This window comes from Vibrio sp. 1249-1, assembly GCF_033340495.1.
In genome coordinates this window covers 167,191-192,666 of the sequence record NZ_JAWOWJ010000004.1, presented here as the reverse complement: position 1 = coordinate 192,666, position 25,476 = coordinate 167,191, and the positions used below count along the sequence as shown (strand labels likewise).

At 44.0% G+C, this 25,476-nt stretch carries 26 protein-coding genes and 1 pseudogene; 13 read left to right on the top strand and 14 right to left on the bottom strand.

Features of this window, described 5'->3' with window-relative positions:
* Positions 1-199: 199 nt before the first annotated feature.
* On the bottom strand, positions 200-850 hold the full coding sequence (gene elbB / locus R7Z50_RS09850) for an isoprenoid biosynthesis glyoxalase ElbB (RefSeq protein WP_138939597.1): 651 nt from the start codon (positions 848-850) through the stop codon (positions 200-202).
* 12 nt (positions 851-862) lie between these two features.
* Complete coding sequence (locus R7Z50_RS09845) at positions 863-1,012, bottom strand: hypothetical protein (protein ID WP_017634379.1); 150 nt, start codon at positions 1,010-1,012, stop codon at positions 863-865.
* Between the two features lie 120 nt (positions 1,013-1,132).
* On the opposite strand from R7Z50_RS09845, the gene yddG reads away from it, so the two are divergent.
* Positions 1,133-2,035 (top strand): aromatic amino acid DMT transporter YddG, encoded by a 903-nt coding sequence (gene yddG / locus R7Z50_RS09840; protein WP_053350622.1) that lies wholly within the window; start codon positions 1,133-1,135, stop codon positions 2,033-2,035.
* Positions 2,036-2,186: 151 nt separating this feature from the next.
* Here the strand turns inward: yddG and R7Z50_RS09835 are convergent, their stop codons facing one another.
* Together R7Z50_RS09835 and R7Z50_RS09830 are read right to left on the bottom strand one after the other, a co-directional pair.
* The gene (locus tag R7Z50_RS09835) at positions 2,187-3,080 is read right to left on the bottom strand and encodes a cation diffusion facilitator family transporter (protein ID WP_053303754.1); all 894 of its coding nucleotides are present in this window, start codon (positions 3,078-3,080) and stop codon (positions 2,187-2,189) included.
* 176 nt (positions 3,081-3,256) lie between these two features.
* Positions 3,257-4,135: a LysR family transcriptional regulator gene (locus R7Z50_RS09830; protein WP_005375568.1), complete on the bottom strand. Its 879-nt coding sequence runs from the start codon at positions 4,133-4,135 to the stop codon at positions 3,257-3,259.
* Between the two features lie 171 nt (positions 4,136-4,306).
* On the opposite strand from R7Z50_RS09830, the gene R7Z50_RS09825 reads away from it, so the two are divergent.
* On the top strand, positions 4,307-4,882 hold the full coding sequence (locus R7Z50_RS09825; RefSeq protein ID WP_017821100.1) for a class I SAM-dependent DNA methyltransferase: 576 nt from the start codon (positions 4,307-4,309) through the stop codon (positions 4,880-4,882).
* A 148-nt stretch (positions 4,883-5,030) separates the two neighbouring features.
* Here the strand turns inward: R7Z50_RS09825 and R7Z50_RS09820 are convergent, their stop codons facing one another.
* Complete coding sequence (locus R7Z50_RS09820) at positions 5,031-7,004, bottom strand: acetoacetate--CoA ligase (RefSeq protein WP_206969229.1); 1,974 nt, start codon at positions 7,002-7,004, stop codon at positions 5,031-5,033.
* Positions 7,005-7,226: 222 nt separating this feature from the next.
* On the opposite strand from R7Z50_RS09820, the gene phhA reads away from it, so the two are divergent.
* Both phhA and R7Z50_RS09810 read left to right on the top strand, forming a co-directional pair.
* Positions 7,227-8,021 carry a phenylalanine 4-monooxygenase gene (gene phhA / locus R7Z50_RS09815; protein WP_005375564.1) on the top strand — a complete coding sequence of 265 codons (795 nt, stop codon included), beginning with the start codon at positions 7,227-7,229 and terminating at the stop codon, positions 8,019-8,021.
* Positions 8,011-8,349, top strand: coding sequence for a 4a-hydroxytetrahydrobiopterin dehydratase (locus tag R7Z50_RS09810; RefSeq protein ID WP_005375563.1), 339 nt, complete (start codon positions 8,011-8,013; stop codon positions 8,347-8,349). The genes phhA and R7Z50_RS09810 overlap by 11 nt, the downstream gene beginning before the upstream one ends.
* A gap of 70 nt (positions 8,350-8,419) precedes the next feature.
* On the opposite strand, the gene R7Z50_RS09805 is transcribed toward R7Z50_RS09810, so the two are convergent.
* Positions 8,420-10,189 carry a choice-of-anchor I family protein gene (locus R7Z50_RS09805; RefSeq protein WP_206969231.1) on the bottom strand — a complete coding sequence of 590 codons (1,770 nt, stop codon included), beginning with the start codon at positions 10,187-10,189 and terminating at the stop codon, positions 8,420-8,422.
* Positions 10,190-10,388: 199 nt separating this feature from the next.
* On the opposite strand from R7Z50_RS09805, the gene R7Z50_RS09800 reads away from it, so the two are divergent.
* Positions 10,389-10,733, top strand: a complete 345-nt coding sequence (locus R7Z50_RS09800) for a HopJ type III effector protein (RefSeq protein WP_005375560.1) — start codon at positions 10,389-10,391, stop codon at positions 10,731-10,733.
* A 38-nt stretch (positions 10,734-10,771) separates the two neighbouring features.
* Here R7Z50_RS09800 and R7Z50_RS09795 read toward each other — a convergent pair whose 3' ends face one another.
* The gene (locus tag R7Z50_RS09795) at positions 10,772-11,080 is read right to left on the bottom strand and encodes a cysteine-rich CWC family protein (RefSeq protein WP_080276966.1); all 309 of its coding nucleotides are present in this window, start codon (positions 11,078-11,080) and stop codon (positions 10,772-10,774) included.
* Between the two features lie 144 nt (positions 11,081-11,224).
* Between R7Z50_RS09795 and R7Z50_RS09790 the strand changes: the two genes are divergently transcribed.
* Entirely contained in the window at positions 11,225-11,440 is a 216-nt protein-coding gene (locus R7Z50_RS09790) for a DUF3820 family protein (protein WP_005375557.1), read from the top strand.
* Between the two features lie 40 nt (positions 11,441-11,480).
* Positions 11,481-11,726 carry a hypothetical protein gene (locus R7Z50_RS09785; protein ID WP_033906842.1) on the top strand — a complete coding sequence of 82 codons (246 nt, stop codon included), beginning with the start codon at positions 11,481-11,483 and terminating at the stop codon, positions 11,724-11,726.
* Positions 11,727-11,977: 251 nt separating this feature from the next.
* Here the strand turns inward: R7Z50_RS09785 and yidZ are convergent, their stop codons facing one another.
* Both yidZ and R7Z50_RS09775 read right to left on the bottom strand, forming a co-directional pair.
* Positions 11,978-12,934 carry an HTH-type transcriptional regulator YidZ gene (gene yidZ / locus R7Z50_RS09780; RefSeq protein ID WP_033907131.1) on the bottom strand — a complete coding sequence of 319 codons (957 nt, stop codon included), beginning with the start codon at positions 12,932-12,934 and terminating at the stop codon, positions 11,978-11,980.
* Positions 12,909-14,114, bottom strand: coding sequence for an MFS transporter (locus R7Z50_RS09775; protein ID WP_318091655.1), 1,206 nt, complete (start codon positions 14,112-14,114; stop codon positions 12,909-12,911). Before R7Z50_RS09775 ends, yidZ begins: the two co-directional genes overlap by 26 nt.
* 576 nt (positions 14,115-14,690) lie before the next feature.
* Between R7Z50_RS09775 and R7Z50_RS09770 the strand changes: the two genes are divergently transcribed.
* Positions 14,691-15,941, top strand: coding sequence for a DEAD/DEAH box helicase (locus R7Z50_RS09770; RefSeq protein ID WP_053307822.1), 1,251 nt, complete (start codon positions 14,691-14,693; stop codon positions 15,939-15,941).
* Positions 15,942-16,092: 151 nt separating this feature from the next.
* Here the strand turns inward: R7Z50_RS09770 and R7Z50_RS09765 are convergent, their stop codons facing one another.
* A complete protein-coding gene (locus R7Z50_RS09765) occupies positions 16,093-16,509 on the bottom strand; it encodes a VF530 family DNA-binding protein (RefSeq protein ID WP_005375544.1) in 417 nt (138 codons plus the stop codon).
* A 418-nt stretch (positions 16,510-16,927) separates the two neighbouring features.
* Between R7Z50_RS09765 and R7Z50_RS09760 the strand changes: the two genes are divergently transcribed.
* Positions 16,928-18,385: a DUF3360 domain-containing protein gene (locus tag R7Z50_RS09760; RefSeq protein ID WP_085569280.1), complete on the top strand. Its 1,458-nt coding sequence runs from the start codon at positions 16,928-16,930 to the stop codon at positions 18,383-18,385.
* A 131-nt stretch (positions 18,386-18,516) separates the two neighbouring features.
* Here R7Z50_RS09760 and trpB read toward each other — a convergent pair whose 3' ends face one another.
* From trpB to R7Z50_RS09740, 4 genes and pseudogenes are all read right to left on the bottom strand, one after another.
* Positions 18,517-19,740, bottom strand: a complete 1,224-nt coding sequence (gene trpB, locus R7Z50_RS09755) for a tryptophan synthase subunit beta (RefSeq protein WP_258457153.1) — start codon at positions 19,738-19,740, stop codon at positions 18,517-18,519.
* A 400-nt stretch (positions 19,741-20,140) separates the two neighbouring features.
* Positions 20,141-20,447, bottom strand: a pseudogene (locus tag R7Z50_RS09750) (S1 RNA-binding domain-containing protein); the annotation flags it as partial.
* A 359-nt stretch (positions 20,448-20,806) separates the two neighbouring features.
* The gene (locus R7Z50_RS09745; RefSeq protein ID WP_005375644.1) at positions 20,807-21,019 is read right to left on the bottom strand and encodes a cold-shock protein; all 213 of its coding nucleotides are present in this window, start codon (positions 21,017-21,019) and stop codon (positions 20,807-20,809) included.
* 306 nt (positions 21,020-21,325) lie between these two features.
* Complete coding sequence (locus tag R7Z50_RS09740) at positions 21,326-21,574, bottom strand: hypothetical protein (RefSeq protein ID WP_005375646.1); 249 nt, start codon at positions 21,572-21,574, stop codon at positions 21,326-21,328.
* A 287-nt stretch (positions 21,575-21,861) separates the two neighbouring features.
* Between R7Z50_RS09740 and pcp the strand changes: the two genes are divergently transcribed.
* The 4 genes from pcp (at position 21,862) to R7Z50_RS09720 (ending at position 25,474) form a co-directional block, all read left to right on the top strand.
* Positions 21,862-22,500 (top strand): pyroglutamyl-peptidase I, encoded by a 639-nt coding sequence (pcp, locus tag R7Z50_RS09735; RefSeq protein ID WP_206952773.1) that lies wholly within the window; start codon positions 21,862-21,864, stop codon positions 22,498-22,500.
* A 197-nt stretch (positions 22,501-22,697) separates the two neighbouring features.
* Positions 22,698-22,961, top strand: a complete 264-nt coding sequence (locus R7Z50_RS09730) for a hypothetical protein (RefSeq protein ID WP_005375648.1) — start codon at positions 22,698-22,700, stop codon at positions 22,959-22,961.
* 63 nt (positions 22,962-23,024) lie between these two features.
* Complete coding sequence (locus R7Z50_RS09725) at positions 23,025-24,011, top strand: CobW family GTP-binding protein (protein WP_017821090.1); 987 nt, start codon at positions 23,025-23,027, stop codon at positions 24,009-24,011.
* A gap of 170 nt (positions 24,012-24,181) precedes the next feature.
* Positions 24,182-25,474: a DEAD/DEAH box helicase gene (locus R7Z50_RS09720; RefSeq protein ID WP_025768979.1), complete on the top strand. Its 1,293-nt coding sequence runs from the start codon at positions 24,182-24,184 to the stop codon at positions 25,472-25,474.
* Positions 25,475-25,476: the final 2 nt, after the last annotated feature.

The window sequence follows — 25,476 nt, the reverse complement described above, 5'->3', positions numbered from 1 at the left end:
AGTGATCTTGTTGCACTGCGTATAAGTGCAACACTGATATAAAGTAGAACAAATATGAAACTATGGACGCAAACGATTGGCAGAAATTGACTTCTGACGCGGATATATCTCTAAATTCGACTAAAGTATAAAAAATCCCCATTAATAACTTAATTATCAATGGGGGTAGGGAAGTGTTTTATAAGTTAACTACTAATAATTAAGCTATTTTAATCAGCTTTGATACTAACTTTTTGATACCTGAAGCCGCTTGAGAGATATTTTCTGCCAACATGTAAGCAGGGGTTGAAAGTACGAGGTGTTTTTCATCAAAAACGATGTCTTCGACAGGGCACGTGGTGTGTTCACCGCCCATTTGATTAAATGCTATTGAGACTGCCTCATCGTTGCCTACCGTTCCTTTCACGCCTTGCTCATAAATCATCGGAATAATGACAGGAGAAATACACAGATAGCCAGCTGGTTTTTTCGCATTAGCAAACGCGCGACAAGCTTGAGCTACGTGTGTGTTAATGGAGCACTCTGCACCTGAAACGGCGAAGTCGGTTAAGTTTTTCGCAGCACCAAATCCACCTGGAAGCAGTAGGGCATCGTATTCATCAACGTTAAGTTTGGCAACATCGTCAATGTTTCCGCGTGCGATACGAGCTGATTCGATCAAGACGTTACGGGTTTCATCCATTTCGTCACCAGTTAGGTGATTGATGACATGGAGTTGGTCAATGTTAGGTGCAAAGCAGTGCCAAGTTGCCCCTGCTTTCTCGATGGCGTAGAGCGCCAACACTGCTTCGTGGATCTCAGAACCGTCGTAAACGCCTGAACCACTTAAAATGACTGCGACTTTTTTCATGTTTGGATTCCTTTACTCTGAACGTTCCTTAGATTGCTCTTCGCTATCTAGACCATGCGTTTCCGAATGTGTTTTAACGTTTTCACTCTCGTTGTCATCTTCATCATAGTAGCGCACAACAAAGGGTGTAAGCATAACACTAGAGGGCAGAAAATGTTTCATATCAACTCCAACGGCTTAATAGAATGATTTTTATACTGATTTTTATAAAACAGTACGTTGAACCTGATCATTTTTGAGTTAAGCTGACGTTTCCTTTGGCATTCGTGAGTGGTAGGTCACATGAAATCAGTGCAATTTCGTTTCACACTTTATGGTTGTATCGCGATTCTCTCTTGGAGTTGTCTGCTTGGCATCGCGAGGTTGGTTACGGAGAGTTTAGGTCCTGTAGGTGGGGCAGCCATGTTGTACTCTCTCAGCTCTGTTTTCCTTCTTATCGTGGTCGGTATTCCAAAGTTGTCTTACTTTTCTCCCAAGTATCTTGTGCTTGGTGGTGCGATGTTCGTTTGTTATGAAATATTTCTCGCTCTATCTTTGGGATATTCCAACTCGCGCGCGCAGGCAATTGAGGTGTCGATTGTCAACTACCTTTGGCCTGCACTGACGGTTTTATTTGCGGTCCTTGGCAGTAATAAAAAAACAAACTGGTTGCTTTATCCAGCAGTTACGCTGGCGTTTGTTGGGGTTGCTTGGACTGTGAGCGGTGAGAATGGCTTATCCATAACTCAGATCATGTCCAATGTCAGTAGTAACCCTCTGGTGTATTTTATGGCTTTCGCTGGCGCGGTTATATGGGCTTTTTATTGCAACTTAACCCAAAGGCAGCAATCTAAACATAATGCGATTACCCTGTTTTTCATTGCAACTGCTGTTTCGCTTTGGGTCAAATATGCGTTTACGGATGAGCCAACAATGACATTCAGTTGGGAAGCGATGGGGTACTTAGTGGCTTCTGCGGCTTTAATGGCTGGTGGTTATGGTTTATGGAACATCGCGATCGTTGGCGGCAATATGGTTTTTCTCGCCACCTTGTCTTACTTCACGCCCATTTTTTCCGCTTTATTTTCTTCCATTATTCTTGGCGTAACTCTGAGCCATAGCTTTTGGCAGGGCGTTGTGATGGTAACGGTGGGCTCGCTGATGTGTTGGTTAGTCACCAAAGAGAAGCGCGAAGCGGCTGGGTAAGTTACCAACGAGATCAGAGAATTTAAGTGAGCAACGAACAGATCTCCCTTGCGAGCTGTATTCGAATACGAAGCAAATAAATCGAAAAAATTAAAAAAGCTCCCGAGATTGGGAGCTTTTTATTGAGTTTTAACGGCTCTTTGGTGGCACTCTAATAAGCGACGTTCAAGTGTAGTTGAAGCTTGAATCTGTGCTTCGACAGTCGCTTGATAAGCTGCTTACGAGTGTGCTCTAGTGTATCAAGCTCCAATGTGTCGTCATCAATATGTACGTCCACATTTACTCGTAGCTCTTGGCCCACCTTCGTTACGCCAGCCAGTTTCAATTGATGCTCAGTTACTTTTTCAATCTCAAGAACATCTTTGCCAACGCTCTGACACAGCTCTTTGCTTGGTGCCATCATTAGTAGTTCACGTAAGGCACCTACTAGCATATCGAACGGTACTTTGAGGAAGTAAAAGCCCATTAAAACCATCATCATGGGGTCGGCATATACCGCATACTCAGAGAATGGCGTTAGTGAAACAGCCCAAGCCGAGATAAATCCTACGGTCACCGCCACACTCAACAAAGTATCCATTTGCCACTGTTTTTTCTCCGCTTCAATCAAGCCTGATGAGAAGCGGCGGCTGCGTTTCGCCATAAACCACCAAGCGTAACCACAGCCGATAACATTCACGATGCCGAATAAGGTCGCAATAGAAGCATCGACCTCGCGACCTCCAGACATCAATGCTGATATCGCAGAGTAGAGAGAGAAGCTTACAACCACTAAAATGACGGCTGCTTTTATCGCAATAACGATTGGTTCTAAGACCGCTTTTCCAAATGGGAATACAGATTTTGAAGGCTTGTTAATATAGTAAGAAGCGGCCAGTGACAATAAAGTTAACAGTAAGCTGACCAAAGAGTAAACACCGTCAAAAACGATGACAATTGAGCCTACAAGCAAGCCAAGTACCATACCACCAGCAGCGAACCCAGATGCCAAAAGGGCTGAAATGGTTAGAATACGGTTTTCGTTTTTGCTTGTCCTGTCACACATAAAAGATGCCTTTGAATTTTAATACCTTACTATTCTTCGCTCATAAGGTAATTTAGGCAACCACAAAGTGACCAGTAACTAATTTAAAAAATTGCGTTTTTATTTATGTTCTTATAAAACAATGACTTACTGTGATTTTTTGGTGTCAGTAAAATTGACGCTCACTGATAAAATGTTTAGAAGTCAAATAAATACTCGCTCAATTTATCTGCTAACCACGTCATTGCTGGATGCTCAGTATGGCCGTTAGGTGAAAACATACAGTAGTCTTCTTGCGTCAAGCCGTATGTGTGTTTGATAACGGCGAGCTTCTGCTGACGAAGGTAATGGCGGATTAATGGTTCAGGAAGCACGCCCCAAGCGTCTTCTTCTAAGATGGTGTTCAGCATGTAGTCAAAACTCGAAAAACCAATATATCGAGTCGAGAAAGGTTGCAGTTCAGGGTTGTCTTTCTCATTTAGGTACACCATTAGTGCTTGCATTTGACTACGTAGATCTTCGTCTGAGACACGGCGCATCTTACTTAGGCGGTGTTCTACACTGCATACTGACATCATACGTATCTTGCCTAACGGGTTATATACGATACGAGGATCGTCTACTCGCTCATAATCAACGCCGAAAGCAAAATCTACTTGGTGGGTACTGACCAAGTTGGCTAAGTCGCCACTGGATGCCAAGATTAAGTTGAAGGTTGTTGAAGGAAAGCGGTTATTCAATGTATGAGATAATTCTTGCCAGAGATCATCAGGTAAGGAGTCGTCACGTGCTACCCAAACTTCCGCGTTAAACCCTTCCGAGATTTGAGCGCAGGTCTTTCTGACCCGTTGTGCGATGATAAGTAGGTGTTCGCAATCTTTGTAAATGGCTTTCCCAGCTTCAGAGAGGGTGAGCTGGTTGCCAGTTCGGTTAAACAATTCAACGTCGAGATCTTTCTCTAATGCCTTAATCGACATACTGAGTTTGGTGCGATTGCAGTCGAGTTGCCTTGCCGCTTCAGAAACAGAACCACACTCAGCGATGGTGCAGAAGGCTTCTACTTGAGTTAAGTTCATGATTTGACACAACCAATAAATGAATTCAAATAATTTGGGTATTATGCAGATGCGCTCCCAAAGCCATGAAAGATTATCGAAAAAAACGCGAATCCGCCAGATAAGTCTATGGTCTTTTAACGGTTTTGCGGTAATCTATGTGGGTTACAAAAAGTGAACATGGAGGCCACGATGGCACAAGATTGGGACGGCTTAGCAAAAAACTGGGAATCAAATCCAGCAACAGAGCAATTTGCGCAGTCGGTGTTTGAGCAGTTACAACAGCTAACTCAGCTTGATGGCATTAAAGTACTAGATTTTGGATGCGGAACAGGGCAGTTAAGTCAACGATTGTCACCGATGGTTAAAGACATCGTAGCATTAGACGCATCGGAAGCCATGATTGAGGAACTCGATAAAAAAGAGCTCGTCAACGTAGAACCTGTGGTAGATGCATTATCTCGCGGCTTGGTCGCTCAGCATCCGGCGTTTCGTGGACAGTTCGACTTGGTGGTTGCATCATCAGTTTTAGCGTTTGTGGAAGACTTAGACGCGTCATTAACGATCTCGCATTCTCTACTTAACCACGGCGGCTATTTTGTTCATTTTGATTGGATTGCAGAATGTGAACAAGACGGTTTTACCCTTGCGAAGTCTGAGCGTGCACTGAAAGAAGCAGGCTTTACTGAAGTTGAATCGCAACACGTTTTTGACATTACATCTGATGGTAAAACAATGTCGGTATTAATGGGGCTTGGTCGTCGCTAATACCGCTGAATAAAGAACAAAAAATGACAAAAGCGAGCTAACAAGCTCGCTTTTTTCTTATCTGCTGAGGGTATATGTAACTTCACTTGCTCTAAACAAGCGTCGTGGTGCAGGCAAGGACATACTCGAACAACTTAGTCTTCGGAGGTTATTTTGAGACGACTATCCTGCGTATCTCCTCCAGCACTTCAGGGTTGGCTATTGCGCCTAAATTTTCGACGCTTCGGTTGTTAACGACTTGCTTAACGGCTAACTCGACCAGCTTTCCTGAGCGTGTCTTAGGTATATCGCTTATTGCGTAAATTGCACTAGGTACATGCCTTGGAGAACATGCAGACTTTAGCTGTGCTTTGATGGAAGCGATCATCTCGTCATTGAGCTCTACCCCTTTGACTAATTGGACAAACAGCCATATTTGTTCGTTGCGATCGACTTCTTTTCCTACTGCGATCGAATCTAGAATACCGTCTATACAGTTCACTTGCTGATAGATTTCGGCCGTGCCGATTCTTACGCCACCAGGATTCAACGTGGTATCACTTCGACCATAAAACACGTATCCCCCAACGCGGGTCTGTTCAACATCATCGCCGTGGTGCCAAATATTGTCGAATTTATCCCAATAAGCGCGATGATATCTCTCACCGGTGTCATTCCAAAAGCCAGCAGGGAAGTTGGGTAATGAATTGGCACAAACCAACTCACCGCGCTCTCCCATTACGCTATTACCTTGTGGGTTAAAGACTCGGACATCAACCCCTAACCCTGCTGATTGGCACTCTCCCCGATAAACGGGAGAAATAGGGTTGCCCAATACAAAGCAGCCACAAATGTCTGTTCCGCCAGAAATCGAGGCGAGGTGTACATCTTCTTTAATGTGCTGATAGACATAATCAAACTGTTCTGGATACAGAACAGAGCCCGTTGAGCAAATGGTTTTCAGACTTGGAAATGCATCACTTTTCTGCGGAGAAAAAGATGCTTTTTCCAGCGCCTCTAGGTATTTTGCTGAGGTTCCAAATAGCGTCACTTCGGCTTGTTCTGCGAGGTCCCAGAGCACATTATGAGTGGGGTAAACAGGGCTACCATCAAAAATCACCAAACATGCACCGCTCGCGAGTGAAGAAACGTGCCAGTTCCACATCATCCAGCCGCAGGTTGTGTAGTAAAACACTCGGTCGTTCGGTTGAATATCGCAATGCAGTTGATGCTCTTTCAAGTGATTAAGCACCGTTCCGCCGACGGAATGAACGATGCATTTCGGTTTGCCTGTTGTGCCTGAAGAATAGAGCACAAATAGCGGATCGTTAAAATTCACACGAGTAAAAGTCAGCGCTTCGGGGGTGTATTGATTCAGGACGTTTTGCCAATCTTGGGTGCAGACATCGCATTCAAAAATGTGTGGTTTAAGGTAGCTAATTTGGCAAACTTGTTTAAGACCATCAAGATGATCCGCAATATGCTGGTTTTTCTCAGACATATCGAAAGTTTTGCCATTGAATGTATAGCCATCACAAGTAAACAGGATTTTGGGTTTCACTTGACCAAAGCGCTCCAAAACGCTTTCGATGCCAAAATCAGGTGAGGTGGAAGTCCAGGTCGCCCCTAAACTGGTGGTTGCTAGCATAGCTATCACCGTTTGAGGTAGGTGAGGTAAATAACCAGCGACGACATCACCTTGCTTAATTCCACATTCTTTCAACCATTGCTGCACACTCGAAACTTCTTCGCACAATTGTTTCCAGGTGTAGGTCTGTTTTTCTTCACGTTCATTTTCAAACCAAATCGCGAGATCATCGGGTTGGTGACACGCGTAGGTTAGCAAATTTTCGGCGTAGTTAATTTGCGCGTTTGGGAACCATTTTATATCCCTATTTTCAACAGGTTGCTGCCAGCGACTTTCTGCTCGCTCTTTTATGGTCTCTCCCTGAGTGCCAATGACGTCGCAGAATAGCCAAACTTCCTGCCAAAATTTTTCTACATGATCGAGTGACCATTGATGCAGATCAGCGAAGCTTTCAAGGGTATTTCCTTGTCGATTAATGTGTTCAATAAACTGTGTAATGTTGGCTTCTTCGATACGACTTTCGCTCGGGTGCCATACTTTGCTGCTCTCGCGCATAGGTCCCTCTATAACAAAGTGATAACAGGGTTTAGTTTGAGAGGAATACACGATAAAGTCAAACAAGCCAGAGATTATATCGTGTCATAAAAATCATGCAGTTACGATGTGTTGTAAACAATATGTTACATTGGGGTGGTGCTGAGAAAATCGCACAGGGATTGGAAGCTCTTAAGACTACAGATAGGCTTAATGTAAAGGATTTGTTAATGGAGATGAGCCATGACGCAGTATCGTTCTAAACCTGTAAACCAGGAAGGCAGGGTTGAATGGAGCCGTGAAGAAGACGCCATTTGGCGAGATTTGGTAACACGACAAATGGGTGTGATCCAAAACAGAGCTTGTGAGGCTTATTTACACGGTTTGACGCTGCTTGATTTACCTCAAGACCGCGTTCCTCAGTTACCAGAAATTAATCGTGTCTTGATGGAGACAACAGGTTGGCAAGTGGAGCCCGTTCCCGCGCTTATTGATTTCGACCGGTTTTTTAATCTACTCGGTAATAAGCGCTTTCCAGTCGCCACATTCTTGCGTACAAGAGATGAGTTCGATTACTTACAGGAGCCAGATTTCTTCCACGAAATATTTGGTCATTGCGCGATGTTAACCAACCCAGACTTTGCTGCATTTACCGAGCATTATGGTCAACTAGGGCAAGCCGCTACCCCAAAACAAAGAGCCTATCTCGCTCGCCTCTACTGGTTTACCGTAGAGTTTGGCTTGGTGAAAGAAGGGGACAAAACCAAAATTTACGGTGGTGGTATTCTCTCATCTCCTGGCGAAACCCTCTACGCATTAGAGAGTGATGCAGCAATTCGCGACCCATTTGAATTACAAACAGTGCTGAGAACGCCTTATCGTATCGACATCATGCAACCGAAGTATTACGTGATTGATGACTTTTCTCAGCTCTTTAAAATCAGTCAGTTAAATTTATTGAAACAAGCCGATCTAGCGATTGAAGCTGGACTGCTTCCTCCACTTTTTGAACCAAAGGAACCTGCTCATGTTGAATGAACAAAAATGCGAAGCTTGTAGTATCGATGCCATTGCACTAAGCAAAGAAGAACAACAATCTCTGCTGCTGCAATTGTCTGATTGGCAGATCATTGAAAGAGAAGACATACCTCAACTAGAAAAGGTGTATAAATTTAAGAACTTCAAACAAGCATGGGCTTTCAGTAACAAAATCGCGGAACTGGCAGAAGATGAGTTCCACCATCCTTCTATTTTGTTGGAGTGGGGTAAGGTTACCGTAACGTGGTGGAGTCACTCTATCAAAGGTCTGCATAAAAACGATTTTATCTGCGCATCAAAGTGTGACGCGCTAGCATCGGCAGAGTAGGACATTACCTCATACAAAAAACGCCCGGCTTACGTCGGGCGTTTTGGTTCTAAATGACTTTTACATTACTTTATAGATTGATTCGGAAGACGGATGTCGTGCCCGATACCTCATTGCCAACGACGATAAAATGACCACCGTTACGGGTAAAGTAATTAATGGACTCTGGACCTAAATCGCCTGCTTTTGGATTGTATGTGTCGTTCATGCATTCGCCATCTTCGACTTCTGTACATACTGGCTGATTGTAATCACGGCGGTTTACGTAATGCATAAACTGCGCTTGTTTCGGGTCTGTGATGTCATAAATCATGATACCGCCTTGACGCTCCAAGCCGATAAACGTGTAATGACGACCGTTAATTTGTGCTACTTCAATCGCCTCTGGCTCAATACCTTTATCATCACTTCGGTCATCCCCACTACTATTGTTATCGTTGGTGCTGTTGAAGTTCTTGCCTTCATTCAGCAGCGCGATAGTCGCGAAATCGTCACCACTATCGAAGACCAACTTGCCGTTTTCATCCCAAATCGAGAATGAACGCGCGCCAAATGATTGAACATTCTCTTGTGCAGAAAGCGTTTGTTCCGGCTTAATCACTTTTAAACGCGCGAGTTGTTTGTTGTCTTTTAGTGCCTCTGCCAATGGGTGTTCTGCTGCCACTTTCAGCTTCTTACCGCGCACTTCATCAATATGGCTTAAACAGGTTCCTTGCTCAGATGTATATTCATCTGTACCGAGGTAATCGTCTTCATCCCACATAAAGCCAGCTTTGTCGCACAGTTCTTGAGTGGTTTTGAATCCGTACTCACGCCCGTCGCCTTCATTTGCCGATACGATGTAAGTACTCCCATTCACTGAGTAGCTGTCGATGGTGTCAGGCATAAATAAGCCAACCAGTTGTGGGTAGCTTTTCAAGTTCCCAATGATTTTGTCTTTGTTGGATGCATCGAGTTTAGCGCCCGACCAAGACTTCTCACCTAAGCCAACAATTTTTTCTACCGATTTGCTCTCTGGATTGACGATTGCCATGGCGTTATTTTCTTGTAGCGCGACATAGATTTTACCGTTATCTGCAAAAGTGAGGTATTCAGGCTCTAGATCTTGTGCGACGGTGGCGTTTGGCCCCGAAATACGCACATTCATTGGGAGCTCTGCTTTTCGTGAACCATCAAATTCGTTAAAGCCAATTTGTGTCACTTCTGCTTGAGTAACACCAAGGCTCAGATCGATCAAAGTGATACTACCTTCAGGGTCAATGCTGTAATCGCTGTTTGGTTCTCCTTCATTAGCGGTTGCGATGTATCGGCCATCTTTTGAGAAGCCAACCATGTCTGGCAATGCGCCTGTTGGGAAAGTCGTGACTAATGACAAATCGCCGGAGCGGTACAAGCCAACAATACCATTCGCTTGTTTATTACTGTTTTCAATCGCAACTGCTACCAAACCATTGAATACAGCGACACTGTTTGCTGCGCCAATTTCAATGCCCGCTGCTTCGCCAGCGCTGTTGAGATCAATGAATGCGCTTTGCGTTGGTACGCCGTTGTCATCCATAGACATTACATCGATACGTTTTGCTTGAGCATTCACCACATAGAGCTTATCTGTACAGGCGTCATAACTCACGATTTCAGCTGCCGATGTGTCGAATGGAGCATCAGCAACGGATGTTCCGATAAACGTTAAACCTTGAATTGACGTTTCCCCAGTAACGGGTGCAGTGGTAGGTTTGCATTGTGTAGCGAATGAAGCCACGGTATCTTCGGGTTGTGATGAACACGCGATGGCAAGTGATGACAATGCGAGTACACCGATTGCCTTTAAAGGGGTGATCATGATATCTCCTTATCAATCCGATAGGTTGTCAATCAGCATGGGTTTTATGCTGCTGTCCATTTCCGCAACTGGAATGATAGAGCGCTGAATGACGTGTGATTTGGTAAGGCTCTGAATATATGTATGATTGATGACTCTTATATTGGCTTTTTATGAAACTAATGTGTCATCAATATGATGAGGTAGGGATAGAGGAATAATGGAATTAAAATCGTTTTTAGATTTATTGGCAGCGTCACCAGAGCAGGTCGAATTTGAAGCAACGATGGCGGTGATCGAAGATAACTATACGTTTGAGCCAACCGCTTTTGTAAATGGTGAGACACAAAACAATGCAGGCGAGAACAACGGTTCGTGTAAGATCTTCGCTTTCGGTTTGCTAAACAACCTAGACAAAGAAGCGACGCTAGCCTGCTTTGGCCGTTTTTATCGTGAAGATGTATTGCAGCATCCAGAGAACAGCGATCACCAGAATATTCGTAATTTTATGGTGACAGGGTGGGAAGGCATTAAGTTTGAAGCGTCCGCTTTAACCGCTAAATAAACACCAGTCAGAAAACGATGATCAGTAAGCCAGTCGTATTACGCGACTGGCTTTTTTTCTAGACATTTTCGGCACAAACACAGCTGGTTGGCGCTTGGCTTGGGTAAATCACGGGTTTCAATAGTAAAGCACCAGCATGTCTCTTTGCCTGCGGCGATATCACAATGGGCTTGAGTCCCGCATTCAGGACAACTGTGTGTTGAATCTTCTCCTGCGATTTGTTCGATAATCGCATCTCGTTGGAGATCGGTTTTGTCTTTCCATTGGATGATTTCATCCATCGTTCGGTGACAACCAGAGCATATTCCGGCGTTATTTTTACATGCTGCTCGACAAGGTGACTTCATTGCTTTCTCGTTCTCATTTTTTATGCCGCGTACTCTAGCATAAAGCGAGTCAAGGCCGCCAAAAATAAACGTGACTGCGATTTGCTGGTGAGGAGGGAGAACCAGTGTTACCCTTGGGCGAGTTACCTTAACTCTCTGTCACTTATGTTAGAAAAAGAAAACCTCATTAAACTCGCTAGAATGCAAATGCCATTTGGGAAATATGCAGGGCGAGTGTTAATCGACCTGCCTGAAGAATACTTACTGTGGTTTGATAAAAAGGGCTGGCCAAGCGGCGAGCTAGGGGATTTGCTCAAGCTATGTTTAGCGCTCAAAATTGAAGGCTTAGATAGTGTCGTGAAGCCTTTGAAGCGTATGTAACTAGCCACAGAAACTCCCACTCTTAATGAAAAGACTTATTATGAATTTTGATATCGATGCACTGAAACATCACCAATTGGTCGAAGATGGTAAACTAGAGGGATGCTACATTCATCAGCCAGCTCAAGGTAGCCAACACAATGACAAAGCTGTTTTGGCAGAGCGCCAAGCGTTGGAAAAGTTGGGATATAAGGTAATACAGCTTAAAGCTAAAGGCGGGACAACAACGTTTGCCGAGGCGATGCAAAAGCTTGCGAAGGAAACTGGTCACCTGCCTAAGGAGTAAGTGAGTGTAACCTGCCACAGCCTTACAAGTTCTCCCACCAGACTATTTTTTCATTCAAAAGAGCCAGACCGTTAGGCTGACTCTTTTTTGTCCCCAAATGAGCTGAAATCAATTTCGAAGTGGATAATAGAGTCCAAGATTTTCAAGTATTTAATCTAATAGAAGGCAAGATCACACTCCTACGCTTATTGACAACATAAAGGGGGAGAATGTCTATTCCTTTACTTTAAATGTACTTAAACATTAACTGTTCAACTTGTGCCATACAGGCTCTTTATCGTCTCCCTCAACCACACGATTTTAGGGTTCTGGTTATTGCGCTTGTGCCAAATCATAGTAAATGGAATCAGTAGCTTGTGCTGATAATCTTCAGCAACGGGGATAGGCAACGCTATTAAGTTGGGGTGAAGCTGTTCGCAGTATCGCTGACAATATTTTGGTGCTGTGGTTAACATTTGATGGTCGGGCTTTTCTGCAACAAATAAAGCTTGCTCGAAACTCGCCATCGTTAGGCTAACGTTTCGAGTGTGTCCCTGCTCAGCCAAGATCTCATCTAACACCCAACTGTCATTTTTCTCCCATGCTACATTGATATGGGCATAGCTTAAGAAAGTATCCAAATTCCACTCTTGCTTGAGCGCAGGATGATCTTTGCGGACATACACCATAGGTAAATCTGAGAACAACACTTCGAAGTTAATGAAATACGGTAGCAGTTCTAACGACTCTTTGGAGCGAGGATGGCTTTCGCGGCCAGTAAAACCAATATCCACTTCACCGCTAGTGATGGCATCTAATGAGTCCTCATCCCAGTTATGGTACTTTACCGTTGAGTCTGGGTAAAAGTCATGGATTCGTTTGGTCAGTTCGTCGACCATGATGAGTGACAATGGCGACTCTACTCCAAGATGAAATTTAACTCCGCTTGGAACATCATCACCTCTGAGTGAAACAATCTGGTTACCGATCTGCATCCAGTCTGACAAAAGCACTTGCACGTTTGTCGCGAGATTTGTTGGTTTTAGGCCTTGCGGCGTATTCACAAAAAGCGGGTCATCAAACCAAGCGCGTAGTTTGCCTAGAGACTTACTCACGGTTGAGGGAGTTACATTAAGTTTTTTCGCCGTTTTAGTAACACTCTGCTCTTGCAGTAGCAATTGCAGAGTGAGCAGTAAATTAAGATCAAGTCGGGCAAGAGATTTCTTCATGAGGCTCACTAACGTTATGATTTGGAAATAATAATATTACGGAGAGTCCAATAACGCCACTAGCAACCAACGCTATCATTAACATCATCACGGCCGACACACCTAGCGTCGCCATCAACCAAATGTAAAGTGCAGACCAAGAAACCTGACCTATGCCAAGCATAGAGCTTGCAAGTCCAGCTTTGCGTGAGAACTGGCTTAACGCTTGGCTCATCGCCACACCAAACCCCATTGGAAAACTCATGCTGAGCAGAGTGAATCCTACCATATAAAGTGTCGGACTATCGCTATTCAAGTGAGCCGCGAGAATAACGATAGCCGACAGAAAATTGGTCATTTGTGCAGCGAACATCAATGTGGTTTGTTTGAAGCAAGAAAGAGCAAATGGAACTGAAAACGATGTCGTCATACCTACCATCGCGAGTAGTGCCATCGTTGTTGAATATTCGCCTCGAGTAAAACCAATTGAATCCATTATTATCATTGGTGACGTATTTACATAAGAGAGAATAGCTGTGACGCCTAAAGATGTATAAATAACGCGCGATATGAAAAAGCGGTTAGATAGTGATTCGTTCGAAGCTTCACTCACCTTTAAAGTTGTGCGCTTGGTTTTAGGCAAGGTTTCTTTCAAGACAAAGCAAGCAATTAAACCTATCACAACACCCATTATCGCCATGGCAGTGAATAACACGGGCCACGGAAACTTGATCATAATCAGATTGCCGATCACGGGGGCAAGTACTGGAATAGAGCAGATAATTCCATTAAGCATCGATAGAACCTTAGCTCGCTCTGGGTCCCCTAGAGTGTCACGCAAAATGGCAAAGGCCACTACATAGCAACATGCGGCACCTACGCCTTGGAAAAAGCGCATTATTAGGAAGCTATTACTGGTCTCAGCAGAGCCCGCGAACATTGATGCAAGGGTAAAAATCACTGCACCGCAAATGGCAACAGGTTTGCGTCCTAAACAATCAGCAGTTCGCCCAACAAAAACCATAGTCGATGCTAGACCAGCGAGGTAAATAGAAAAAGCAATATGAAGTTGTGATTCGCTGGCAGACAGGTCATGGGCGATTTGTAGTAAAGCAACCAAGTAGAAATCTATTGCCGTAGGATAAAGCAACACAAAGGCGAAGCTACATATCAGATATCGGGATAAATTAATTTTTTCCATTACTACCTCGTGAAGGAATTGGGCTTACGAGGATGATATGCAACATTACTCATCTTGGCGCGTTACCTTTCTGACAACAGGTATTTCCATATACGACATCAGTAACGATTGTGGCTATAGCAGTCAAATTTGCCCTAAGAAGAACCGTGGTATTGGGAGAAAGTAATCTATACAACCGAGTCCACTACATTAGTTAAATAGACAACGATGGACATTAGTGACCTGGAGTTTTCTCAAGCTATATTAAGCTCTCAAAACCACAGGGCTTAAATAGTGTGGTTAAGCCTTTGATTCGGATGTGGCCTGCCTTTGTAATCTCTTTCCCCAAAATACAATGTGTTTTGTTTTACAGGAGTCAGAATGCCTGGCTCCTTTTCCCTTTGCTTATCGCGAACGCTACCATCTTGGTCGTAGAGTATTGGTTACCGAAACCATTAACTCATGTTAGTGAAAGGAAATTCCTGAACCCTATAGTGCTTCTTTCACCAATCTTCTGTTTGGGCCATTATCTCTAACATCCAGACGCGAAATAGCATAAGATACACGGCCTTTACTAGCACTGAGCCACTCATCGTAATGACAGATAAAACACAGCAAGCGACATTTGCCGATCTTGGCCTGATTCCAACCTTAGTCGAGCGACTAGAAGCGTTAGAATACAGCCAACCGACACCCATTCAATCCCGTGCTATTCCTGATATCCTTGAAGGGAAAGATATTATTGGTGGTGCCAATACGGGTTCTGGTAAAACCGCTGCTTTTTCGCTGCCAATCCTGCAAAAAATTGTTCAGCAAGACGGATCAAACAATCGCCGTGGTAACTTCGTTTCTCACCTGATTTTAGTTCCAACTCGTGAGTTGGCATCACAGGTGGCATACAACGTCAAATCTTACTCGTACCATCTTAGAGATAAGATCAAAACGGTTGCCGTATTTGGTGGTGTATCGGTGAACCCACAAATGCTAGCGCTTCGCGGTGGCTGTGACATTATCGTAGCTACGCCGGGTCGATTACTTGATCTGGTATCCAGTAACGCGATTAAGTTGAGCCAAGTAGAAACGCTCGTCCTTGACGAAGCCGACCGAATGTTGAGCCTCGGATTTACCGAAGAACTGAATAAGATTCTTGCGTTACTACCAGAGAAGAAACAGACGCTGTTATTTTCTGCTACTTTCCCTGATAAAGTCACGACGCTGGCTCAGCAGTTGCTCCGCGACCCTGTTGAAGTTCAGTTGCAGAGCGCAGAAGCCAGCACTTTGGTGCAGCGCGTGTTTAGTGTAAATAAAGGTGAGAAGACGGCGGTACTCGCGCACTTAATCAAACAGCATCAGTGGCGACAGACTTTGATTTTTGTGAACGCTAAGAATGCCTGTAACCATTTAGCTCAAAAGTTGTCAAAACGCGGTATTACCGCTGAAGTTTTCCATGGTGATAAAGGGCAGGGCGCTCGTACTCGTGTCCTTGACGGTTTTAAGTCTGGCGAGATTCAAGTTCTTATTGCCACTGATATCGCAGCACGCGGCCTTGATATTGAAAAACTTCCAGTGGTGATTAACTTCGATCTTCCGCGTAGCCCTGCTGATTATATGCATCGAATCGGTCGTAGTGGTCGTGCTGGTGAAGTAGGTTTAGGATTATCTCTTATCGATTACGACGACTACCACCATTTCAAAGTGATAGAAAAGAAAAATAAGTTCCAACTTGAACGCGAGCAGGTAGTCGGTTTTGAAGTGGAAGACGATCAGAGTGAAGCCTACTTTTTACCAATGAAGCCGCGAGCGAAGCCGGCAGGTACGGGTAAAAAGAAGAAAAAGCGTAATCAATAGAAAACGTAAACTACATGTGAGTTTACTTACGGGAGTTGTTAGAGAAAAGGAATGCTCACTAGCTTGAGTCTTCGCTTCTAGCCATTCCTTTAAAGAACAATAGAGCCCTGCTGGAGCTACCAGTAGGGCTCTATTGCTTTTCAAGATAGTGTTATTGGCGACGAGCAGGGCGTCCGCGAGGTGAACGCTTTTTAAATGCAGACGCTGCTTTGGCTTGTGACTTAAGAATAGAGTCAACGGTTAGCGGCATTGGCTCTTTAGGTTCAAGGCCATGAGGGAAGGTACGAGCTCTTGGTGGTAAGTTGTATTCTTCTTCGCTCGCGCGTGGCATGCGCTTAAAGCGATAAAGGTAAAAGTTTTCTAATTTTTCTCTCGCCCATTCGGTTTTCTTTAAATACTTCACGCTACTTGCAATCGAAGGCTTAGTGTTAAAGCAATTAAAACGCATTGCTGTATCTAGAATGTCCCAGCCGTAAAAATCCACTAACTCTTGCAACATAGTCTCTAGCTTTAATCCGTGCAGTGGATTGTTCTGTTGCAGCTCGATTCTCTCTTCGTCAGTCATCATTTTTAAGGGCCTTACTCATTAAAGGGCGGAGTTTAACAAAGTATACAATGTAGAGATATCTATAGTTACTTTGCGATGGATGCGAGCACAGTGCTCTCTACCTTGAAAGTATAAATCGGAATTGGCCGCTCTACTTGGCTCTCTGCTCAAAAATGACTCTTAAAAGTTCAAGCGTCCCAGCTCGATGTTAAATTGTTGTGTAATAAGTGAGATTTTTGTTGTTCTTTTACTAATGTCTAATATTCCTACCCATAGCAACACATGCTTAATAAGCTCAAAATCAAAATTGGTTCATGCCGCTTTCTTAGTATGGCCTAGAAGTTTGATGTGGGTGTTGTCTCGTATTGGTCGAAGGCCTGTCTACCAAGCGAAACTCTAGTTGACGTAGTTCAACGTTGAAACATAAAAGGATGACTCAATGTCTGACAAAAGTAAGACTTTTTACAGGGATGTGCGCAAAAAACCGCATGAATTTGAAAGCCGAGAAGACTTTCTAAATCATGATTTAACCGTCATGAGTTTCCGTCGCTGGGGAATTCATTTGCCCTCACGTGATTACAGTATTGAAATCGAAGACTGGGTACCTGCATTAGCAGCAACCATTGGTAAAGTGGTTATGGTCACTGCCATGGTTTCCGCTTTTGCTGCTCAGTTTGGTTTATCTCCGGAATTCATTGCAGAAAACGTGCGTTACGAATTACTTATCGCTGGAGCCCTGTTCGTCATCCTGTTTTCTGCCATCCTAAACCCGAATGCAAACTTAGCGGGAACCCATGGCCCAATGATACCGCTGATTCCTATGATCGCAGCTGCAGGAGGGCACCCTCTCGCGCTAGGTTTGATGGTATGTGTTTTTGGTTTAATTCTCGCTTTAACCAAAGGTGGCTCTAAACTCATGACTCTGACTGGTATCGGGGTTCGAGGAGGGTTGTTGATCTACCTTGGTGCTGTTGGGTTGCTCGGGCAAATTAATAAGACGGAAGCGTGGGCTGCAAGTACGGACCAAGGTTACATTTCGTTTGTGGTCATAGGCCTAACCGTTATGGTTTACGCTTACTTAGCCAAGATCAATAAACGTTGGCTCGCTATCCCATTGTGCTCTGCACTCGCGGGTATTGTTGCTTATTTGATGGGCGCTGAGTTTGCCTTTACCACAGAACCGGGCCTGCCTAATTTCAGTCCATTCTACTGGTGGGGTGAAGATACAGGCTGGCAGCTAGGCTGGCCAACCCTAGAGCACTTTATTGCCGTGACTCCATTTGCTCTACTGGCAGTCGCTATGTGGTCCCCTGATTATCTCGGCCATCGTGTGTTTCAAGAACTTAACTACCCAAAAGAAGCGAAAGGTGTACTCATGGATGTCGACGACACGATGGTCGGAGCATCTGTTCGTCAGGGGGTTGGTTCACTCTTAGGGGGCGGAAACCTAGCTTCTTCTTGGGGAACGTACATGATTCCTGCCGCAATTGCCAAGCGTCCTATTCCAGGTGGCGCTCTGTTGACGGGTTTCATGTGTATTGCGGCGGCGGTAATTGGCTACCCAATGGATCTAGCAATGTGGGAACCTGTTCTGCGCGTTGCTTTGATTGTGGGTGTATTCTTACCACTCCTTGAAGCGGGTATGCAGATGATCCATAAGCATAAAGATTCACTCAGTGCAGGTATCTGTATTTTTGCCTGTGCATTCGTTAATCCAGTCTTCGGTTGGGCAATCACTATGCTGCTGGATAATCTCGGGCTTATCGGCGACCATGAGCGTGCTAACGAACTATCGCGCAAAGATAAATATCTGATTCCTGGCACTGCGTTTATCGTTTGTGCAGGCTCCCTTGCTGTTGTTGGTCAGCTTCCAGGCATTCCAGCTCTTATCGGTTAATCGAATTATGCTCTAAAGGTATAGTGAGAGCAGTGAGTAAAGGGACTTGCTTCTTAAAATAGTAGACAAAAACAAAAAGCTACCTAGTACCAGGTAGCTTTTTGCATGTAGGGTTAGGCTACGGAGTTAGGCTATATGAGTGATTCAATGCCGTATTTTGCGCCGTAGTGTTCAACGACAAAATCAATGTCTTTGTCACCACGGCCTGATAAGTTGATCAAAATCGAGCCGGTTTCTCCTTGCTGCGCGAGTTTAATTGCGTAAGCGACAGCGTGTGAGGATTCAATAGCAGGGATTATTCCCTCTTCACGAGACAGCTCAAAGAAGGCATCAATCGCTTCGTCATCACTGATTGAGCCGTAATTGACACGGCCAATGTCTTTTAAGTAACTATGCTGAGGCCCAACCGATGGGTAATCCAAGCCACTTGCTACAGAGTACACTTCCTGAGGTTCGCCTTGCGCATCTTTAAGCATGTAAGACTTAAATCCGTGCATGATACCTGGCTCACCGAGTGTGAGTGTTGCAGCATGCTCGCCAACCTTTTGCAAAGAGCGGCCCGCAGGTTCAACGCCGTGAATGGCGACTTGTTCATCCTCTAAGAAAGCAGTAAATAGCCCCATCGCGTTAGAACCACCTCCAACGCATGCGACGAGATTATTGGGTAACTTGCCGGTCATTTCTTTGAATTGAACTCGTGCTTCGTTACCGATAATTGATTGGAAATCTCTCACCATTTTAGGGAATGGGTGAGGGCCAACGACAGAGCCTATCGCATAAAGTAGTGTATCAGGATCTTTCAGATAAGCTTCGAATGCAGAATCTACCGCTTCTTTGAGGGTTTTGCGCCCATGAGTGGCAGGAATGACATTAGCACCAAGGATTCTCATGCGGACGACATTCGGATGTTCTTTGGCGATATCAACTTCACCCATGTAAATATCGCATTTCAAGCCAACCAATGCCGCGGCTGTAGCAAGCGCAACACCGTGTTGCCCTGCGCCAGTTTCAGCAATCAGTTTCTTCTTACCCATCTTTTTAGCGAGAATGGCTTCCCCTAAGCAGTGGTTAATTTTATGTGCGCCTGTATGGTTTAAGTCTTCGCGCTTTAGGTAGATGTCTGCTCCGTATTTTTTAGACAAGTTTTCCGCATGGAAGATTGGGCTAGGTCGTCCAACAAAGTGCTTATACAGGCGAGCGAGTTCCGCTTTAAATTCAGGATCTTTGCTGCATTCCTCATAAGCTGCGTTGATGTCATGCATGATTTGTTCAAGCTCAGGTGGAACAAAGCTACCACCGTATTCACCAAAGTATCCTTCTTCGTTGGGCATAGTGAGATCAAACGAGTTTTTCATTATTTACATCCTAGTTAACGAAAGTATTGATACTTTTATACCCAAAATTTAGAAGTGGTTGTGTGATCAGTTGCTTAAATCAGAGTTCGCGATCTAGTGCACTAGTTAAAAAGTACAGCTTGTGTAGGGGATAATAGTTGTGATGTAGAATCAGGTGGTTTGAATAGGTGCAAAAAAGCCTCGAGAGATCCTAGGCTGTCATAAGAACCTCTCGAGGCAAACAGAGTGCTGGAAATACACTCTGCGATGGTGTCTGGAAACAAAAATTAGATTCGTTTCCTTTGTCAGATATTAGGGTTTTAGAATGAGTCGATGTCAGCGAAATGTCACAAGTTAATTGCGGTATTAAAAGCTTATTTTTTATTTTTGATTAATGGATTAGAAAGTAACCTAAAACAGGCTAGCCTACCGCGTGTTCCGCATCTTTTAAGTTGAACATGATCTTTCTTTGTTTCGAATCGACGTCTTTAACCAACGCGTGCACTTTGGTCCCTAAAGTAAACGTGGCGCTCTGGCTGGAAATTTTTTGTTTGACTGCATCAAATTCGAACTCACCATTTTGGAAAGTTGATAAAGGAATGAGACCTTCGGTTCGGTTCCTCTAACTCAACAAATACCCCGAAGTGTGTGACTCCACACGCTGTCCCTATGAAGTGTTGTCCGATAAATGGCTTCATGTAATGACATTTCAGTGCAAACTCAATCTCTCAGCTAGGGATTATGTGCTCGTAGTTATTAGAATTTATTGATTGAGCAGATATATTTAATTTCATTTTTTCTCTTATATTCGCCAATCGCTTTTATTTTATAAACTTTATTTTTATGAGCAAAGCATGAGGCGAAGTGATTCAGATATGAATGAGATTAATTTAGTTCCAAACTGGAATTGCAAGGTAGACTGTGTGATTACCTAAAGATGTATACCAAAGTGACTTTATTGAAAGTGATTAATGATGGTGTGGGAGAGGTAAGTGATTTGGGTATATAAACTCAGATAGAGAATAGTAAGGGCAGTAATAAGTGGAAGGGGATTGTGGCACCAACAACATTGATGCCACACAAAGAATTACAGTGCAGTTACTTCAGCTGCTTGTAAACCTTTGTTACCTTGTTCAACAACGAACGATACTTTTTGGCCCTCAGTAAGAGTTTTGAAGCCTTCAGAAACAATAGAACGGAAGTGAACGAATACGTCATCACCGCCATTGTCTTGAGAAATAAAACCAAAACCTTTAGTTTCGTTGAACCATTTTACTGAACCAGTTAATTTATTAGACATAGATACCTCTATATTTGATTGTTTTAAATATTGAATTTTTAGCTAATATCAAGTGCTACTATATGATTTTAGAGATAACTATTTTGTCGCAGGAACGTAAACGAGGAATTCGATGTGGAACTGAGAGAAACTTTGATCTTTAATTACATTAATAGCTCTTTCCGTAAGAGCTGATGTGCAGTATACCGACAAAATTAATAAAGGCTAGCCTTTTCTTTTTTATTTTTTGAGTACACCAAGCGCATTGCTTTCAAAGCATACGCTTGGTGTATAAGACGGCGTGATGTTATAGGTGGCGTCGAGCGCTTAGTGTTTTCTGGTTGGGCCGTTACGAACGATGTCTTTACCATTGTCATATACGTGCTGCGAAACCCAGCGGCCAAGGAGCAATTGGTGCTTTTCTCCTAATACGGCAACAAATGGACGGCCATCGGTATTAGAGGTGGCTAGCGCAACGCCAGTGACACCTTCAAGGCCTAGAGCGCCGCTTTCTACTAAATGCAGAAATGCCTCCAACTCTTCAATCGTTTCGATTACATGGTTATCAATATTCATTGTATTCAATCTCTTCGAATTGCATTGCGGTCGCGTACTCTACCTAAGTTAAGCGTGGAAACCAAGCTTCTACGTGCGTCATGTAATGAGAGAACCTTGCCCTGCCACTAATCATCGATAGTTAGTCTCGATAGTCCGGAACTTGTCTAGATTCAATAAAGTGAAAACCCTCGCTGGTTAGACATGAGTCACATAATGTTGTCTGGTTTATCTCATCAATACTTTTGCTATTGGATGGGGTGAAGGGGAGTGCAATAATTTGTAAAACTCTTTTCCTAAAGGCTGTTATGAAGAAAGTCCTGATTACCGGTTTTGAACCTTTTGGTGGTGACGCCATTAACCCCGCCTTAGAAGCGGTCAAGCAATTAGAGGCTGTGGCCATAAAAGGCGGTGTGATAGTTACTTGCCCAATCCCCGTAGTTCGATATGACTCGGTGAAAGTCGTTATTGAAGCAATAGAAGCGCACCAGCCAGACTGTGTGATTACTGTAGGGCAAGCGGCCGGGCGTAGCGCGATAACCCCAGAGCGTGTCGCAATTAATGTTGATGATTTTCGTATTCCAGATAACGCTGGTCATCAACCGATTGATGAACCCGTGGTGGCTGATGGGCCTGATGCTTACTTCTCGACACTACCGATAAAGCGTGTTGTGCAAGCATTGCAAACGCAGGGTATACCTAGCCAGATTTCCAACAGTGCTGGAACATTTGTATGTAACCATCTCTTTTATGGGATCCAACATTACTTGAAAGACAATCCGATTCGTCACGGGTTTGTTCATATTCCATTATTGCCAGAACAAGCAGCAGATGGCAGTCAGCCTTCTATGTCTTTGGACATGATAGTCGAAGGACTAAAGCTGGTGGCGCAAGTTTGTATTGCCAATGATAGCGATATCCTGGTAAGCGGTGGAACGATTTGCTAGTAAGTGTTTTAAAATCCAGTAAGTGTCTGAAAGATAATAATAAGCTCGTCGTTTGATGTTGTAGTAAATGTTAGCTTTGTCAAATTTCACAAGTAGCGAAAGGAGTAGCATTGAATAGTCAGGTTGGATGTTGTTCAAACTGGCATTCCTCTAGTACTGGAGGTGTTAGGGGCTAACTTTACGAAAGGCGAGTTATTATGAAAAGCAACAAAAGTAAGTCAATCGCACTTATCTCTGTCGTTGTTTTCGCGTTGGCTATTGCTGCGCTTAAATTCGAAAACACGCTCGGAGTTCTTCCCATCGTAGTCGCTATTATCGCGTTTTTTACTTGCGTTATTTATACCAGTAGATACCTGTCTGATATGAAGCGTTCAGAGTTGATAAGTCAACCCAAACAAGCTCGAAAAATGTGTTCCAACGCATCACGTAATGAGCTTGATGCGTGCGATAAAAAGCGTTGAAGCGAGTCACATTCTCCGTATACTTTGCTGGAGCATTAATGCACTAACGTGTCGGAGATAAGCATGTCAAATCGAGTACCAACCAACATACTGACCGGATTTTTGGGTGTCGGTAAAACGACCACGATTTTAAATCTACTGAAGAACAAACCGGAAAAAGAAAACTGGGCGGTTTTGGTCAATGAATTTGGTGAGATTGGCATCGACGGTGCATTGATGACCGACCAAGGCGCGCTGATTAAAGAAGTGCCGGGTGGTTGTATGTGCTGCACTGCGGGTGTGCCGATGTCGGTAGGTATCACCGCATTATTGCGTCAAAAACCGGACCGTTTATTGATTGAGCCGACAGGCCTTGGTCATCCAAAACAGGTTATCGCGACGCTTACCTCACAGCAGTATGAACCTTACGTTGATCTTAAAGCGACGATTGCCTTGGTTGATCCGCGTAACTTAAGTGATGAAAAGTATCTTTCTAACCAAAACTTCGTGGACCAGTTAGACAGTGCAGATGTGGTTATTGGTAGTAAGGTTGACCTATGTTCCAGCCACGACCTTGATGTGTTTAATGACTGGGTGACGGACCAATCCCCTTCAAAAGTATTCAGTAAGCTTATTCATGACGGTGAGTTGCCGATAGAAGTCTTGGATATTGAGCGGGTTTACGGCAGCGCTTCTTCCCATATCGAGTCACATCATCATGACCACGCTCATCAAGAGCCTCAATTCCAATTGGCGCCTGGTGAAGCCTTTGTGCGCAAAGAGAACAAAGGGCAGGGTTATTTTAGTTGTGGGTGGTTGTTTGGGGCAGAGTATAAGTTTGATTTTGAAAAGCTTTTCTCTATGCTTTCGGACTTGACCGCAGAGCGTGTTAAAGCAGTGGTCAATACGGATCAAGGTTGTTACGCGTTTAATGTTGCCAACCGAGTCGTGTCGGTGAATGAAATCAGCTTAGAAGGCTTTGAATCACGATTAGAAGTGATAGATTCTCAGCTGTTGCCATGGGATGAGCTTGAGCGAATTCTCCTTCAGTTATCTGGCATCAAACATTAAATCGCGCAAAGGTTAAACGAAAACGGTGAACCACTAATATATCTGTGCTCACCGTTTTTTCTTTTGTAGGATTTCAATGAGAAAAGTGAGATAAATCACTCAAATTCGGGTATAGTGCACGGCTAAATTTTTAAAGCTATTTTTAGTGGTTTGTTTAAGGAATACGCTCAATGTCATTTTCATCTCAAGGTTTTGCGCCAGAAGTGGTTAAAGCACTGGCAGAATGCGGTTATGAAAAGTTAACGCCAATTCAACAGAAGGCGATTCCAATGGCTCGCAAAGGCCATGATATTTTCGCTACAGCACAAACAGGTACTGGTAAAACGGCTGCGTTTTCTCTGCCTATGATTCAGCAGTTGCTAGACAGTAACCGTAGCGCTTCTCGTAAGACTGCTCGCGCACTTATCTTGGCTCCAACTCGTGAGCTTGCTGAACAAATTGCTGACAACATCAAAGCTTACACGAAGTACACGAACCTGTCGGTGGCTGCGATTTTCGGTGGCCGTAAAATGTCTTCTCAAGTAACGGCATTAGAAAACGGTGTAGATATCCTAGTGGCTACACCTGGTCGATTGGAAGAGCACATTGAACAAGGTAATGTCTCGGTCGCACACTTAGAGTTTTTAGTGTTTGATGAAGCAGACCGTATCTTGGACATGGGCTTTATTCACGCAGTACGTAAGATCATGCTAGATGTGGATACTGATCCGCAAATTATGATGTTTTCTGCAACGACTTCGAGCCAACTAAATCTGTTAGCAAAAGATATCCTGCGTAAGCCTAAGCGTATTGAAGTTGAGCGAGCGAATACGACAGCACAGACAGTTGCTCACGTGTTATATCCAGTTGATCAAGAGCGAAAAACGGAACTGCTTTCGGAGCTGATTGGTCGTAAGAACTGGAAACAAGTGTTGGTATTTGTGAACTACAAAGAGACCGCAAACGACGTTGTAAAAGAGTTGAAACTTGATGGTATCAAAGCGGTGGTTTGTCATGGTGACCGTGCTCAAAGTGCTCGTCGTCGTGCGTTAGAAGAGTTCAAGTCCGGTAAAGCACGTGTCATGGTGGCTACCGATGTCGCTGCTCGAGGTCTAGATATTGAAGATTTACCTCACGTTGTGAACTATGACATGCCTTTCCTAGCGGAAGATTACGTTCACCGAATTGGTCGTACAGGCCGTGCAGGTAAACAAGGTCATGCCGTTTCATTTGTAAATCGAGATGAAGAACTCACGGTTGTTCAGGTTGAAAATCTGATCCAGCAGCGAATTCGCCGTATTGAGCTTGCTGGCTATGAACCAAAACAGCGTGAATCTTACATTGAAAAGCTGCACTCAAAACCAGCATTCAAGAATCGTCAAGGTCGTCGTAATAATCCGAACCAGTCGGCAACAGACCAAGGGTCGGCAGAGCGTCGTCTTGCTATGGTGAAGCGCCTGAAAGCGCGTCGTGGCGCAAAGTAAAT

What these genes read in the sequence shown, in the direction of transcription:
- R7Z50_RS09745 (WP_005375644.1), bottom strand. Translation starts at nt 21,019, where the DNA reads ATGTCTAATAAATTAACTGGTTCAGTAAAATGGTTCAACGAAACTAAA.
- pcp (WP_206952773.1), top strand. Translation starts at nt 21,862, where the DNA reads ATGAAGAAAGTCCTGATTACCGGTTTTGAACCTTTTGGTGGTGACGCC.
- R7Z50_RS09720 (WP_025768979.1), top strand. Translation starts at nt 24,182, where the DNA reads ATGTCATTTTCATCTCAAGGTTTTGCGCCAGAAGTGGTTAAAGCACTG.
- R7Z50_RS09765 (WP_005375544.1), bottom strand. Translation starts at nt 16,509, where the DNA reads ATGATGACTGACGAAGAGAGAATCGAGCTGCAACAGAACAATCCACTG.
- R7Z50_RS09775 (WP_318091655.1), bottom strand. Translation starts at nt 14,114, where the DNA reads ATGGAAAAAATTAATTTATCCCGATATCTGATATGTAGCTTCGCCTTT.
- yidZ (WP_033907131.1), bottom strand. Translation starts at nt 12,934, where the DNA reads ATGAAGAAATCTCTTGCCCGACTTGATCTTAATTTACTGCTCACTCTG.
- R7Z50_RS09760 (WP_085569280.1), top strand. Translation starts at nt 16,928, where the DNA reads ATGTCTGACAAAAGTAAGACTTTTTACAGGGATGTGCGCAAAAAACCG.
- R7Z50_RS09725 (WP_017821090.1), top strand. Translation starts at nt 23,025, where the DNA reads ATGTCAAATCGAGTACCAACCAACATACTGACCGGATTTTTGGGTGTC.
- R7Z50_RS09740 (WP_005375646.1), bottom strand. Translation starts at nt 21,574, where the DNA reads ATGAATATTGATAACCATGTAATCGAAACGATTGAAGAGTTGGAGGCA.
- R7Z50_RS09810 (WP_005375563.1), top strand. Translation starts at nt 8,011, where the DNA reads ATGTTGAATGAACAAAAATGCGAAGCTTGTAGTATCGATGCCATTGCA.
- R7Z50_RS09730 (WP_005375648.1), top strand. Translation starts at nt 22,698, where the DNA reads ATGAAAAGCAACAAAAGTAAGTCAATCGCACTTATCTCTGTCGTTGTT.
- R7Z50_RS09785 (WP_033906842.1), top strand. Translation starts at nt 11,481, where the DNA reads ATGAATTTTGATATCGATGCACTGAAACATCACCAATTGGTCGAAGAT.
- R7Z50_RS09800 (WP_005375560.1), top strand. Translation starts at nt 10,389, where the DNA reads ATGGAATTAAAATCGTTTTTAGATTTATTGGCAGCGTCACCAGAGCAG.
- R7Z50_RS09805 (WP_206969231.1), bottom strand. Translation starts at nt 10,189, where the DNA reads ATGATCACCCCTTTAAAGGCAATCGGTGTACTCGCATTGTCATCACTT.
- phhA (WP_005375564.1), top strand. Translation starts at nt 7,227, where the DNA reads ATGACGCAGTATCGTTCTAAACCTGTAAACCAGGAAGGCAGGGTTGAA.
- R7Z50_RS09845 (WP_017634379.1), bottom strand. Translation starts at nt 1,012, where the DNA reads ATGAAACATTTTCTGCCCTCTAGTGTTATGCTTACACCCTTTGTTGTG.
- trpB (WP_258457153.1), bottom strand. Translation starts at nt 19,740, where the DNA reads ATGAAAAACTCGTTTGATCTCACTATGCCCAACGAAGAAGGATACTTT.
- R7Z50_RS09820 (WP_206969229.1), bottom strand. Translation starts at nt 7,004, where the DNA reads ATGCGCGAGAGCAGCAAAGTATGGCACCCGAGCGAAAGTCGTATCGAA.
- elbB (WP_138939597.1), bottom strand. Translation starts at nt 850, where the DNA reads ATGAAAAAAGTCGCAGTCATTTTAAGTGGTTCAGGCGTTTACGACGGT.
- yddG (WP_053350622.1), top strand. Translation starts at nt 1,133, where the DNA reads ATGAAATCAGTGCAATTTCGTTTCACACTTTATGGTTGTATCGCGATT.
- R7Z50_RS09835 (WP_053303754.1), bottom strand. Translation starts at nt 3,080, where the DNA reads ATGTGTGACAGGACAAGCAAAAACGAAAACCGTATTCTAACCATTTCA.
- R7Z50_RS09825 (WP_017821100.1), top strand. Translation starts at nt 4,307, where the DNA reads ATGGCACAAGATTGGGACGGCTTAGCAAAAAACTGGGAATCAAATCCA.
- R7Z50_RS09795 (WP_080276966.1), bottom strand. Translation starts at nt 11,080, where the DNA reads ATGAAGTCACCTTGTCGAGCAGCATGTAAAAATAACGCCGGAATATGC.
- R7Z50_RS09770 (WP_053307822.1), top strand. Translation starts at nt 14,691, where the DNA reads ATGACAGATAAAACACAGCAAGCGACATTTGCCGATCTTGGCCTGATT.
- R7Z50_RS09830 (WP_005375568.1), bottom strand. Translation starts at nt 4,135, where the DNA reads ATGAACTTAACTCAAGTAGAAGCCTTCTGCACCATCGCTGAGTGTGGT.
- R7Z50_RS09790 (WP_005375557.1), top strand. Translation starts at nt 11,225, where the DNA reads ATGTTAGAAAAAGAAAACCTCATTAAACTCGCTAGAATGCAAATGCCA.